Consider the following 13,037-nt stretch of genomic DNA (forward strand, 5'->3'; position numbering starts at 1 on the left):
GGTATCGCAGCACGCGCAATGTGTTGTTCGCGTCCGGGAACACACGAGGGCGTCCGACCAGTCGAGGTGCCGTACAGGCCTGGCTCGGCGCCGAGCTGGGTGTGCCGACCCGGACGGTGTCGCGGGTGCTGGCCCGCCACCGGGTTCCGCGGTTGGCCGCACTGGACCCGATCACCGGACTGCTGATCCGCGCCAGCACCACCACGTCGGTGCGGTATGAGCGGGAACGGCCCGGCGAGCTGGTCCACATGGACCTCAAGAAGATCGGCCGCATCCCCGACGACGGCGGCCGGCGAGCCCACGGCCGGGCCCAAGCGGGAAGCCAACCGCGACCGCAGCGTCAAGATCGGGTTCGACGACGTCCACTCCCTGGTCGACGACCACAGCCGGCTGGCCTACTCCGAAATCCTCCCGGACGAGAAAGGCCCAACCTGCGCCGGCCTCCTGGACCGCGCGATCACCTACTTCGCACATCACGGCATCACCCGCATCGAACGGCCGATGACCGGCAACGCCTGGGCCCATCGCTGTTCCCTGCGCGAGATCTGCGCCGAGCACGGCATCCGGCAGAAGTCCATCAAGCCCTATTGCTCCTGGCAGAACGGGAAGGTCGAACTCGACCGCACCCTGCAAACCGATGGGCCTACCGGCAACCCTTCACCAGCAACACCCAACGCGCCGCAGCCCTTGCACCCTGGCTCCAGCACTACAACACTCAACGCCGCCACAGCGCACTCGGCGGACACCCACCCACCAGCCGACTGCCACCAACCTGATGGCCAAATACACCTAGGGCGTGTCTGAGGGACTGTTCCAAGATCGGTGTTTCCGGCCCGACACGCCGGGCTGAGGTCCGGCGGGATGGGCACTGTGAGTGATGACATCGGACCTTGTGAGTCGACGCAAGCGTGACGAGAAGCCGGCGCAGCTGTCGCCGGAGCAGGCCGCTGCGGCGGCGATGGTGGCCGAGGCCAAGGCGCGTGGGCTGGCGTTGACCGGCCCGGACGGGCTGCTGAAGCTGTTCACCAAGAACGTGCTGGAAACGGCATTGAACGAGGAAATGACCGAGCACCTCGGGCACGAGAAGAACCAGGTCGACCCGGACCGGGAATCGACCAATGTGCGAAATGGTAGTCGGCCGAAGACCGTGATCTCGGACGCAGTCGGCGAGGTGCGGGTCGAGGTGCCGCGGGATCGGGAAAGCACGTTCGAGCCGCAGATCGTGAAGAAGCGGCAGCGTCGGCTTGCCGATGTGGACGAGATCGTGTTGTCGTTGTATGCGAAAGGGATGACCACTGGCGAAATAGCCGCGCATTTCGGTGAGATTTATGGGGCGTCGGTGAGCAAGGAGACGATATCGCGGATCACCGACAAAGTGATAGCCGAGATGCAGGAATGGGCCAGCCGCCCGCTCGATGTGATCTACGCGGCGGTGTTCATTGACGCGATCCACGTCAAGGTCCGGGACGGGCAGGTCGCCAACCGCCCGGTCTACGCGGCCATCGGCGTGACCGTGGACGGGCACAAGGACGTGCTGGGCCTGTGGATGGGCGTCGGCGGCGAGGGCGCGAAGTTCTGGATGAGCGTTCTGGTCGACCTGAAGAACCGGGGCGTTCGTGACGTGTTCTTCCTCGTCTGCGACGGTCTCAAAGGCCTCCCGGAGACTGTTGCGAACGTGTGGCCGCAAACCATCGTTCAGACGTGCATCGTTCACCTGATCCGCAATACGTTCCGGTTGGCGGCGCGGCAGAACTGGGACGAGATCAAGAGGGATATTAAACCCATCTACACCGCACCCAATCCTGACGCGGCGCTTGCCGCATTGGACGAACTCGACGAGAAATGGGGTAAAAAGTATGGTGCGATGATTCGACTGTGGCGCAACGCGTGGGAAGAGTTTGTACCGTTCCTGGACTACGATGTTGAAATTCGGCGCATGATCTGCTCGACGAATGCGATCGAATCACTGAACGCCCGCTACCGGCGGGCGATCCGTGCGCGCGGGCATTTCCCCACCGAGCAGGCCGCGATGAAGTGTCTGTATCTTGTGACACGCAGCCTGGACCCGACGGGGACCGGGCGCGCCAGGTGGACAATGCGTTGGAAGCCCGTGATCAACGCGTTCGCCATCACGTTCGGTGACCGCTGGCCGGGAGCCGAAACCTACTGACCGACCCGCCGGAAACACCGATCACGGGATAGACCCGTGTCTGACAAACATCGTCTGTGGCAGCTGGGATGCTGTCGGTCGTGTCGCGGTTTCAGTTGCTGTCAGACGAGCAGTGGGCGTTGATCAAAGACTTGTTGCCGGCGCGGACCGGTAAGCGGGGTCGTCCGTTTTCGGATGCGCGGGCGATGGTGGAGGGGATCGTCTACCGATATCGGTGTGGGATCGCGTGGCGGGACGTGCCCGAGGTGTTTGGTTCGTGGCAGACGATCTGGACCTGGCATCGCCGGATGGCGGGGGACGGCACGTGGGACATGGTGCTGCAGCGGCTGCTCACCGCCGCGGACGCGGCCGGGCAGATCGACTGGGCGGTGTCGGTGGATTCCACGATCGCGCGGGCGCATCAGCACGCCACCAACGTCAGGCGTGTCACGGGGGGCTGGGTCGAATTACACGGATCTGCTCGCCGAGCCGCCTGATCACGCGATCGGCCGCTCCCGCGGAGGCTGGAGCACCAAAGTTCACCACCTCGTCGACGGCAACGGGCGGCCGCTGGTAGCTCTGGTCGGGCCCGGCCAAGCCGGGGACGCGCCGATGTTTCCGCACCTGATGCGACATCTGCGCGTCGCTCGAATGGGGCGTGGCCGGGCGCGCACCCGTCCCGACCGGGTCCGGGGCGACAAGGCCTACTCCTCGCGAGCGATCCGCGGGCACTTGCGCACCCGCGGCATCACCGCCGTGATCCCCGAACCTGCCGATCAGGTCGGGCACCGCGCACGGCGGGGTTCACGAGGCGGCCGCCCACCAGCGTTCGACCCGGTCGACTACCAAGGCCGCAACGTCGTCGAACGCGGCTTCAACCTGCTCAAACAATGGCGCGGCCTGGCCACCCGCTTCGACAAGTTGGCCATCGTCTACCGCTCCGCAGTAGTCCTCCATGCCGTGATCACCTGGACCAAGGCTTTGTCAGACATGCCCTAGGGGGTCGGATACCCTGGCGCGGAGTTCAAACCTGTGTCTTGGACAAAGATGGGGCCGTCCTGGAGCCATGATGACCGGGTTGGAAGATGTCCTGACCGCAGTGGCGCTGCGCTGACTGAGCTTGACGAGGAGCTGTCTCGTCACGCAGCGGGTGTGGTCCTGTTGGAGCGGTTGGCCAGCTCAAAGCTTTTCGCTCGCTCATTGCGGCTGAACAGCTACGGCCGCCTGTGACTGATGAATGTCGAGGTAGAACGCTCGGACCAAGCCCAGAACGCTCAGGTGGTCGCTGCGGGGCCGCACCGTGGCGTCGCCGAGTTCGACCTCGCGGTGGCGTTCTTTTCAGGCTCGGACGACGTCGTCAGGCAAGCCTGAATCTCGTTGCTGCCGAAGGCGTTGTTGCGTGGCATCGGCAGCGCGCCCTGCGGCCGGCGACCTGGTCCGGACCTTGGCCGACGGACAGCGCGAGGCTGCGGCGCAGATCTGGCACGCGTCGGCGCGCGAACTGGTGACTCCAGGCCCCCCGTCGGCACTGCTTTGCTCTTTACCAACCCTCTTCCCGCCTATATGTTGTTGCCCGCAACATATACGCCGTGGTGGGTATCGGAATGTGGCCAGGCCGCTCAGCGAGCGGTTGGCTTGTCTCGCCGCCGGGCGTTCCGCCGCGAGGAGGTGCCGTTTCGATGAAGATGCACGGCGAGGCCACGAAAGCCGGCAGAACGAGGCTTCGCGCCTCGCGCCGCGGGCGGGCGTGGGGCCGTTTCCGCTCGGGCGGGCTCAGGGGCAGGGCGGGCTTCCTGCTGGCGGTCGGTGGTCTGCTGCTGGGCTTGGTGACGGTGCCGGCCTCGGCCGCCCCGGTGGCGGGGCCGGGCGGCGGTGGCGACGGCTGGGTGCTGAGCACGAGCGACACGGCGGAGAACTACTCGCCGACGTTTGTCGGCAACGGCTACCTCGCCGCACGGGTGCCCGCGGCCGGCCACGGGTACAGCACCATGCCCATCGTCACCCAGTCCGAGCTCGCCGGCTTCTACGGCGCGCCCGCGGCGGGGCAGGAGGAGCGAGCGAGCCTGCCGGCCTGGACCACGCTCGGGTTCGGCCGCGGCGGCGACGTCTACGGGATCGAGGGTTGGTCCTGCGGGTTCGGCCAGTTGTGCCCGACCGCGTACGGGAAGGTTTCCGGGGGCGCGTTCCTCGAGTCCTCCCACCCCGGCTCGATCGTCGGGAGCTACTTGGCCGGCCTGAACAGCAACGACACCCCGACAGTCGGCGGCGGCGGCGTCATCCCGGTCCGGAACGCGCCGGCCGGCCCGGCGACGCTGGCCGTGCGGTACGGCAACGGCAGCGGCAGCCCGCAGACCATCCACATCGGCGTGAACGGCGCGTTCCGGCAACTGTCCGTGCCCAGCCTGGCCAGCTGGGACGACTGGGCGGTGGTGACTGTGCCGGTGACGTTGAACGCGGGCGCGAACACGCTCGAGGTCACCGTCACCGAGGGGGACACCGCGCGGGTGAACGTCGACTACCTCGCGCTGTATCCGGACGGCGCACAGCCACCGACGCAGATCGCCCCGGCCACGGTCGGCACCACCACGAAGTACCGGCAGTCGATGGACCTGCGCACCGGTTTGCTGACCACGTCGTTCGACTGGACCTCGCCCGCGGGCGATACGACCAGCCTTGCCTACGAGGTCAACGCCAACCGCGCGGACGGCCACCTGGGCACGGTGAGCGTGCAGGCCGTTCCGCACTGGAGCGGAACGGCCACCGTCGTCGACGAGTTCGACGGCAGGGGCCTGGACCACGCCTCGACGACGGACCCGCGCGTGGACGGCAAGACCGCGACACTGTCGCAGACCGTCGTGAGCAACGGGAACCTGGTCACCGCCGGCCTGAACTCGGTACTGCGCATCGGCGGGAAGACGGTGCCGACCCAGGCGATCGCCGACCCGGGTGACGGCGGTGCCGGACAGCGAGCGACTTTCCCGGTCCGCGCCGGAGAGCCGTTGCGGATCACCAAATACGTTGGCGTCGCCTCCAGCGTCGACACCGACCGGCCGCTCGCAGCCGCGACTCCGCAGCAGGCCGCCGCGAAGACCGCGGCCCACGCCGCCGCGGACGGCTATCAGCGCGCGCTGGCACGCAACCGCGATGCCTGGTCACGCCTGTGGCAGTCGAGCATCTCGATTCCCGGTGACCCCACCATGACCACGCAGGTCCACGCGTCGATGTTCTACCTGCTCGCGAGCGTGCGCGCCGGCGTCGTCTGGAGCGCCAGCCCCGGCGGTCTGTCCTCGGACGGCTACAGCGGTCACGTGTTCTGGGACACGGAGACGTGGATGTACCCGGCGCTGCTCGCCCAGTACCCCGACATCGCCGCCGACGCGAACACCTACCGGCAGCAGCGCCTGCCGGCGGCTCAGGCCGCCGCCGCGGCACTGTCCACTCCGGACCACCCGATCAAGGGCGCTAAGTTCCCGTGGCAGAGCGCGCTGACCGGCAAGGAGACAACCCCGGACTGGTCCCCCGACGGCAAGCAGGAAATCCACATCAACTCCGACATCGCCTTGGCGCAGTGGCAGTACTACGAAGCGTCCGGTGACAAGACCTGGCTGCGGGACAAGGCCTGGCCCGTGCTGCAGGGCATCGCCGACTACTGGGCCACGCGTGCCGTCCCCGACCCGGCCGGCGGTTACGCCATCAGGGATGTCAAAGGTCCGGACGAGTACCACGACAACGTCGACAACAGCGTGACCACCAACGCCGGAGCGCAAGCCTCGCTGCGCATCGCGATCCGCGCCGCGGGCATGCTCGGCCGGGCCGCCGATCCGGCCTGGCACAAGGTCGCCGACGGCCTGAAGATCCCGGTCGACACCACGACGAACATCCATCCCGAGTTCGACGGGTACTCCGGGCAGACGATCAAACAGGCTGACGTCACGCTGTTGCAGTACCCGTTGGCGGTGCCGATGTCGCCTGGCCTCGCCCAGAACGACCTCGACTACTACCAGCAGCGCACCGACCTCGACGGCCCGTCCATGACGGACGCGATCGCCACCATCGCCGGTGCCGCCCTCGGGTCGCGGGGCTGCGACGTCTACACCTCCCTGCGCAAGAGCGCGGACCCGTACCTGGCGGCACCGTTCGACCAGTGGTACGAGACCCGCACCGGCGGAGCGTTCGACTTCACCACCGGCCAGGGCGGCTATCTGCAGGAGTTCCTCTACGGGTTCACCGGGCTGCGCTGGGGAACCGACGCCGTCACCGTCGATCCCTTCCTGCCGCCGCAACTGCCGGGTGTCGACCTCACCGGGATCAAGTGGCACGGCCGCTCGTTCGACCTGTCCGTCGGCGCGCGAACGACGAAACTGACCCTGCGCTCCGGCCCGCCGCTCCCGGTCCGGGTCGGCAGCGGCAGCGATGACGTGCGCCAGGTCAGGCCCGGGACCGTGCTGCAGGTGCCCACAAGGCACCCGGCAGGCGACGCCACGAACTGCGGCTCCTGACCAGCACCCTCGGCCGGACTCCCCAGGGACTCCGGCCGAGGGTGCAGCAGCCTGGACCCCGGCTGGCTGCGACCCGAGATGCCCGCGCAAGCGTTGAGCGGACCCCGTTCGCCTTCGCGTCCGCCACCCCAGGGCTGAGCGCACGTCGGCCCGACGACCGGGTCGCGGTGGCGCTGCTTGGAAGTGAAGTGACGAGGCCGGAGCGCGTCACGGGTTCGCGGTGAGGAAGTCCGAGCCGTAGACCTCGAGGCAGCGCAGGGCGAGTTCGACGTACATCCAGCGCTGGTCGATGGGGTGGCCGAGGAGTAGCTCGGCCTGGTGGATCCGGTAACGAACGGTGTTGCGGCGCAGGCGCAGCTCCCGACCGGTCGCGGCCGCGTTGCCCGCATTCGCGAAGAAGCGGATCACCGTCGTGCGGAGCCGCCATCACCCGCGAATTGTTCGGTCCAACGATCGTGCGCTGGTACCCCACCGTTCAGTGGTTCAACGGGGACGGATTTGCCGACCTCCTTCGCGCGATGTCGCTGTATCGGAGGCTCGACCACGACGTCCGCGAGCCCCTGCTCGACGCCATTGCCGAGCCCATCCGCAAGCGGATGGGCGCTCGAGTATCACGCCATTATCTGAGCGTCCTCCGTGTCGGACAGCGAGCCGAATGAAGCCAGGGCCCGATCTTCGAACCACCTGCTGCGGCCTAGCTAGCCGACCCTGTCTCCGGTTGGGCTCCGTTGCTCACGGAGCGCCCGATACGGAGCGACACCGGCCGACACAAACGCTCATGAAAAATGCGCCTTGACCTGCGCAGATCAACCCTGGGCGCACTATGTAACACTCGTTGACATCACTAACGAGGGGATTGAAAGTCCGCGGGCGTTGAGACGTGGCGCTGTCGGCCACGATGCTGTGGATGTAGTGCGTGGTGAGTGTGAGTCTGGCTTCGTGTTGGCGGTTGGCCACTGGGCGAGAGGCTCTCGGATGTCCGCTGCCGCGCCCTCGATGTGGCTCTGACCTGCGGAGAAACGTACAGTCGCTACCCGTCGTTGAGCGGTCGGAGTGTCGCTGCTGTCGGTGACTGCTTGGGCACGCTGAAGCTGGCGGGCTCGGTGAGCTCATGGTTTTGCTGATGCACGCGTACGCGGTGGGTTTCCATGCCGCGCGTGAAGCGTCGCGTTGGCAGGGCTTCGGTGGGAGCCGGCGGGTGTTGTTGGATGCGGATGTGGAGGTGCCGTTCGCGACGCGGTAGGACGCCGCACCACACTCGCGGTGTGGTGCGGCGTCCTGTCAGCGGCTTCTCAGTTGATTTGTTGGGCGAGCGCCGTTACCTGGGTGGGTGTGAGGGTGTAGTTCCAGGCTTGCAGGTGGCTGATGCTGCCGGGGAAGTAGAACGTACTCGTGCTGCCGTATTTGCCTCGGCCGATGGTGAAGGGGCCGGTGGCGTTCCATCCGGTGACGTCGGTGACGGTTTGGGCGAGTGTTCCGTTGATGTAGAGGGCCATGGTGTGGGTGGGCGTACCCGGTGCTGCCGTCGGTGGTCAGGACGGTGCCGCGGGTGGCGTCTGGTGTGTAGGTGGCGCCTGCGGTGAGTGTTGCGGGGTTTACAGAAAACGTGTGATCAACAACGACCCGTTCTGGGTAACGATCACGTAGCCGAGCGAGGGGACGCATGAACAAGCCGGTGAGGACAACAACCGCTGACCTGCACATGAGTCACGGTCACTTCGTCATCAGGGACGTGAGTGCGGACTTGCCCGCGCCACGCCTTGCCCGCGTCAACGGTTTCGTGGGGACGGATCTCGCCAACGGCGCGGTTGTCCTCACCGGCATCCATACGGGTTCGGTCACCGTGACCCTGCAACTGCTCGACACCGCACCCGACTCGGTCGACCTCGACGGCTGGGACGAAGTCGCCGAAGTCTCGGTCGAGTCGGAGTACGGAGAACTCATCGTGCACGGCATCATGGAAGACCCGCCGGATTTCCCCGAGCTGGCCCACACAGGACCCGGCACCTACCGGGTACGCGTGCACGCCCGCGGCCGCGACATCGCCCCCCATCTCAACGTCCAGGAACCCGTCGAGAACTACCTGCTTTCCGTGTGGCCGGCACCGGAAGCACCCGACGTCGTCTACAAACAGTCGGACGAGCGCGGACAGGAATACCGGGCAGCACGGAAGCCGAGACCCTGACGTGTTGAGGCGGCCGCGCCGGTGATCTTTCCTGGAGACGAGTTTCGCGAGGCCGGTTTGAGGCAAGCGTGGAACGTCCTGTCCTCCGACGCCTGCCCGTGGTGCACGGGCGTGGCAGGATTCCGGCGTGGCAGCGCGCAAGAACCCCGAGTACCCGAAGGCGCCGGCGGTCCTGACTGGCGGCCGGCCGTGGCGCGTCGACCGGGGCGCGACGGGCTTTTGGGACGCGGGTGGAAAACCGTTGCCCAGCACGGACCTGACCCGCTTCCGCGCGGTCTGCTTCGCGGCGGCGAGGACCGCTGGCGGCCACGTCGGTGTGGTGACCCGCCTCGCGATGGCGACCTTCCACGCGGTCACGATCACCGGCCGCGGATGGTCCCGTACGGTCCTGTGTCACGCCCACCTCGCCGTGGTCGCGTTTCCGTCGGCACCACCGCAAGGCTGGGAATCGCCACGGACTTTCGATGAGCCGCCGGACTGGGCGGGGCAGTTCGCCCTGGCCGGGTTCCGGGTGCTCGGCCAAGTCGAACTCGCGACGCCGGTCGAGGCGTTGGACTTGTCCAGCCTCGCCGGGGCCGAACGCACCCAGGCGCGCCACTGGCGGCCGGCCACCCTGGGCGAGCTGCTGTTCAACTGCTGGGACTGACCAGAGTCGGCCGGGAACCGACCGGAGCCCCGGCAGATCACCGACGCGCTGCGCGGTGGGCCGCGAAGGCGGACGGTGGTGCGGACATTCCGCTGGTGCGAGAGCTGAACAACCGACACGGCCAAGCGGCGCACCGCAGCCTGGCGGATCGGCGGCGCAGTTGAGAAACGGCCGGTGCCACCCCATCGAGATTGATCATCTCTGGGCCATTCGAGTGCGGCTCGTTCGATCTTCTTCCCCGCGGAGCTCCGCCCACAGCACGAGCGCAGGTGGTGACCTCCGCCATGCAACGGGTTGGACGCTGCGCTCCGTCTACCCATCACCGGCTGCCCAGCGCTGGTACCCGACGGGCGCCGGCGAAGAGTCTGCTCGCACGAACCCGACGGAGGGCGGAAGACATGAACGTTCCCACAGCTGACGGCACGGTACGCATGCTGCTGCTCGCCGCCGACGTCGACGAGCCGGGCACTGTTCAGCTCGACGCGGTCATCCCCTACCAGGTGGGCGTCGACGGCATCGTGTACTGGAATGCGCCCTGCGAATCCGGGTTGACCTTCGTGCTCCTTAACCTCGATCCCACAGATCTGCCCAGCGGCGTTGTGCACCAGCGGCCCGACGGTTCCGAAGTGCTGCGCACGATCGACGGCTACCGCCTGGAGGTCGACACCGGAAACGGAGTGGCCGTCTTCGCACCGAACGGACAGCGTCGATCGGTGGCCGGAATCTTCCTCGTCAAGCCCTAGCTGCCGGCGCCCGCCTGGCCCGCCGGTAACGGCATCGGCGGCGAGGGCGGTCGGGCCGTGTGCGCACCGAGGACTCGGCCGACGAGCGGCCAACGCGGCTGCTCGCCGCGTGGCGCCGCGGGTCAAGGCAGAACCTTTCGCGCCGTCGCCGGACGTCGCAACGATGAAGTACCTGTGGTCGGTACCGGAAGTCATACCGGGAAGACCCGGCACTCGTCGGCGCGGTCGACGAGGACCACGCCGACCGGTTCTGGCTGGAGCTGGCCGGGCGGACGGTCGGTGACTGCGCCCCCCAGCGTTTCGCGAAGCCCGTGACGGTTCGCGCTGACGCGACGTTGTTCGAGGCCGCCGTGTTGATGGCCCGGCAGCACAGCCCGCTCGTGGCCGTTGTCGACGACATGGGCGTGCTCGTCGGCGCCATCACCCTCGAGCGGCTGATCACGGGGCTGGCGGTGTTCGGCCCCGAGGAATAGTGCGCACCCGGGCCATCTGCCGAAGCCGTCGGCGACGGCACCTAGGTTCGGAGGTTCGTGTGGTGCGTCATTCTGCCGCCGATGACGTTGCTCGTCGCCCCGTCCGGGTCCGGTGTGCCTGGCCGCGGGGAGGGTCGCCGTGACTGCGGTTCTCTCGCTGGCGATCTTCGTCGTCGCGTTCTTCTTCATCGCTACGGAGAAGGCCGACAAGACGAAAGTGGCGCTGGTCGCCGCCGGTCTCATGGCGGTGCTGGGCCTGATCCCGGGTACCGAGGTGTTTTTCTCCGAGCATGCGGGCGTCGACTGGAATGTCATCTTCCTTCTCTTCGGCATGATGGTCATCGTCGGGATCATCAAGCAGACCGGCGTGTTCGGCTACCTCGCCATCTGGGCGGCCAAAAGGGCCAAAGGCCGGCCCTACCGGCTGATGGTGATGTTCATGACGATCACGGCGATCGCTTCCCCGTTCCTGGACAACGTCACCACGATCATGCTGGTCGCCCCGGTCACGGTGGTCGTCTGCAACCGGCTGCGCATCCCCGCCCAGCCCTATCTGATCGCCGAGATCCTCGCGTCCAATATCGGTGGCGCGGCCACGTTGATCGGCGATCCTCCCAACATCATCATCGGCAGCCGCGCCGGGCTCACGTTCACCGACTTCCTCGTCCACATGGCACCGATCGTGGTGATCGTCTTCGTGGCTTTCGTGCTGTTCACCAGACTGTTGTTCCGCAAGTCTTTCCGCTACCACCCCGAGCACGTGGCCGCGGTGCTGGCTCTGCACGAACGGCGCGCGATCACCGATCCGCGCATGCTGCGCCGTTGCCTGGTCGTGTTCGCCGCGGTAGTGCTCTGCTTCGGGCTGCATTCCGTGCTCCGCTCGTCTTCTTCATGAGCTTGTTCGTGATGGTCGCCGGGCTCGCGCACACCGGCGTCATCGAGACCGCCGGCGGCTGGACGATACAGATTTTCGGCGACAACCACCTCGCCGCGGCAACCGCGTTGCTCTTCGGATCGAGCGCGCTGGGCGCGTTCTTCGACAACATCCCCTACGTTGCCACCATGACTCCGATCGTCGAAGGCATGGTCGCCGAGGTACCCGACGCCCAGACGGGACAAGCCCTCTGGTGGGCCTTCGCGCTCGGAGCCGACTTCGGCGGCAACGGCACCGCGGTCGCGGCCAGCGCCGACGTCGTCGCCATCGGCATCGCCGCCCGCACCGGCCACGCCATCAGCTTCTGGCAGTTCACCCGCTACGGCCTTGTCGTCACTGTCCTCAGTACGGCGATGGCTTGGGGATACGTCTGGCTGCGCTACTTCACCTGACTCCCGTCGCCCCACAGAGCCGGCTCGTGACAGCCACCCTCACGGCGTTGCGGAAGCAAAGCGGCAGCATCGCCTGGCGATCGGTCTCCAGCAGTTCGACCGGTCGGCCCTGGATCGCCCGGACGATCCGGTTGTTCGCCGTGGCCAGCCACTCGTCGAGCTGGGTGTTGAAGCCCGCGGGACCGGTGAAGACCCGGCCGGGCAGAAACGAGGTCTCCAGGAACTGGTTGTTCCGCTCGACCATGCCCTTGAACTCACGGTCTCGCGGCGGCGCGAGCACGATCTTCGTGGCCAGGGTGCCGGCGAACGCCGCCGCCGGGGTGCTCACCCGCGCGGTCCCGCCGATCGCGAACTCCCGGTCCCAGACCAGCCGCTTCGTGACTCGTCCGATCCCGTTGATCCGCTGCCACATCCCGGACAGAATTTCCCCGGCCTGCCGCGACGCGTTCCTGACCCGCGGCGACCGGGATCCGCGGCTCGTGGGAACCACAGGTCGCACTGGGCGATCTGGCCGGGCTCGTAAACCACCCGGTCGACCGGGTCGATCCCCGCATACTCCGGCCGCGACGCCGCCAGCTTCTTCTTCAGCGGCGACATCGAGTACAGCCACCCGATCTTCTGCGCGATCACCGGTCCCGGCATCCGCGGCCACTCCGCCGGCAACACCCGGATCTGCGGCTCGAACGCATCCCGCCAACGACCCCTGCGCAGCCCGTTGATACGACGGCGCCCCTTCTATCTCAACGCCGCCCGAACCGTGTTCCGCGCGATCCCCAACCGCTGGTCAATCTCCTTGATCGGCACGCCCTCAGCCCGATGCAACCGGGGGATCTCCGCCCAGTCCTCCACGTTCAACACCCTCCTACATCAGAGGGGGTCAACTTTCGGAAGACTCCTGGGGGTCAGTTTTCACGAGTCGGCGGCACGGCGGCGTACACAACTTCGCTCATGGCGACATCGCGGAGGGTTCGTCGACCTCGCGAGCGTCGGCTGCCCGCCGACGCCCGACGTCCTTG

At 67.3% G+C, this 13,037-nt stretch carries 12 protein-coding genes and 2 pseudogenes; 11 read left to right on the forward strand and 3 right to left on the reverse strand.

The window, feature by feature from the left end:
• Positions 1 to 83: 83 nt before the first annotated feature.
• The 5 genes and pseudogenes from K1T34_RS42085 to K1T34_RS42100 form a co-directional block, all read left to right on the forward strand.
• A pseudogene (locus K1T34_RS42085) lies at positions 84 to 776 on the forward strand (integrase core domain-containing protein); the annotation flags it as partial.
• A gap of 101 nt (positions 777 to 877) precedes the next feature.
• Complete coding sequence (locus tag K1T34_RS42090; RefSeq protein ID WP_220239888.1) at positions 878 to 2,170, forward strand: IS256 family transposase; 1,293 nt, start codon at positions 878 to 880, stop codon at positions 2,168 to 2,170.
• Between the two features lie 68 nt (positions 2,171 to 2,238).
• Positions 2,239 to 2,646 (forward strand): transposase, encoded by a 408-nt coding sequence (locus tag K1T34_RS54015; protein ID WP_255637899.1) that lies wholly within the window; start codon positions 2,239 to 2,241, stop codon positions 2,644 to 2,646.
• Positions 2,594 to 3,148 (forward strand): IS5 family transposase, encoded by a 555-nt coding sequence (locus K1T34_RS54020; protein WP_255637898.1) that lies wholly within the window; start codon positions 2,594 to 2,596, stop codon positions 3,146 to 3,148. Before K1T34_RS54015 ends, K1T34_RS54020 begins: the two co-directional genes overlap by 53 nt.
• A 680-nt stretch (positions 3,149 to 3,828) precedes the next feature.
• Positions 3,829 to 6,648, forward strand: coding sequence for a glycosyl hydrolase family 65 protein (locus K1T34_RS42100; RefSeq protein ID WP_220240234.1), 2,820 nt, complete (start codon positions 3,829 to 3,831; stop codon positions 6,646 to 6,648).
• A gap of 207 nt (positions 6,649 to 6,855) precedes the next feature.
• Here K1T34_RS42100 and K1T34_RS42105 read toward each other — a convergent pair whose 3' ends face one another.
• Positions 6,856 to 7,056, reverse strand: coding sequence for a helix-turn-helix domain-containing protein (locus K1T34_RS42105; RefSeq protein ID WP_220240235.1), 201 nt, complete (start codon positions 7,054 to 7,056; stop codon positions 6,856 to 6,858).
• Positions 7,057 to 7,940: 884 nt separating this feature from the next.
• Positions 7,941 to 8,144, reverse strand: a complete 204-nt coding sequence (locus K1T34_RS42110; RefSeq protein ID WP_220240236.1) for a LamG domain-containing protein — start codon at positions 8,142 to 8,144, stop codon at positions 7,941 to 7,943.
• 236 nt (positions 8,145 to 8,380) lie between these two features.
• Between K1T34_RS42110 and K1T34_RS42115 the strand changes: the two genes are divergently transcribed.
• From K1T34_RS42115 to K1T34_RS54920, 6 genes are all read left to right on the forward strand, one after another.
• Positions 8,381 to 8,833: a hypothetical protein gene (locus K1T34_RS42115; RefSeq protein ID WP_220240237.1), complete on the forward strand. Its 453-nt coding sequence runs from the start codon at positions 8,381 to 8,383 to the stop codon at positions 8,831 to 8,833.
• 127 nt (positions 8,834 to 8,960) lie between these two features.
• A complete protein-coding gene (locus K1T34_RS42120) occupies positions 8,961 to 9,479 on the forward strand; it encodes a hypothetical protein (protein ID WP_220240238.1) in 519 nt (172 codons plus the stop codon).
• Between the two features lie 431 nt (positions 9,480 to 9,910).
• The gene (locus tag K1T34_RS42125) at positions 9,911 to 10,222 is read left to right on the forward strand and encodes a hypothetical protein (RefSeq protein ID WP_220240239.1); all 312 of its coding nucleotides are present in this window, start codon (positions 9,911 to 9,913) and stop codon (positions 10,220 to 10,222) included.
• Between the two features lie 311 nt (positions 10,223 to 10,533).
• Complete coding sequence (locus K1T34_RS42130; protein ID WP_220240240.1) at positions 10,534 to 10,695, forward strand: CBS domain-containing protein; 162 nt, start codon at positions 10,534 to 10,536, stop codon at positions 10,693 to 10,695.
• Between the two features lie 139 nt (positions 10,696 to 10,834).
• Positions 10,835 to 11,590 (forward strand): SLC13 family permease, encoded by a 756-nt coding sequence (locus K1T34_RS54915; protein WP_370643515.1) that lies wholly within the window; start codon positions 10,835 to 10,837, stop codon positions 11,588 to 11,590.
• Positions 11,587 to 12,021: an SLC13 family permease gene (locus tag K1T34_RS54920; protein WP_370643516.1), complete on the forward strand. Its 435-nt coding sequence runs from the start codon at positions 11,587 to 11,589 to the stop codon at positions 12,019 to 12,021. Before K1T34_RS54915 ends, K1T34_RS54920 begins: the two co-directional genes overlap by 4 nt.
• A 58-nt stretch (positions 12,022 to 12,079) precedes the next feature.
• On the opposite strand, the pseudogene K1T34_RS54025 reads toward K1T34_RS54920, so the two are convergent.
• A pseudogene (locus K1T34_RS54025) lies at positions 12,080 to 12,879 on the reverse strand (IS21 family transposase); the annotation flags it as partial.
• Positions 12,880 to 13,037: the final 158 nt, after the last annotated feature.

The organism is Amycolatopsis sp. DSM 110486 (assembly GCF_019468465.1).
Classification (GTDB): Bacteria; Actinomycetota; Actinomycetes; order Mycobacteriales; family Pseudonocardiaceae; genus Amycolatopsis.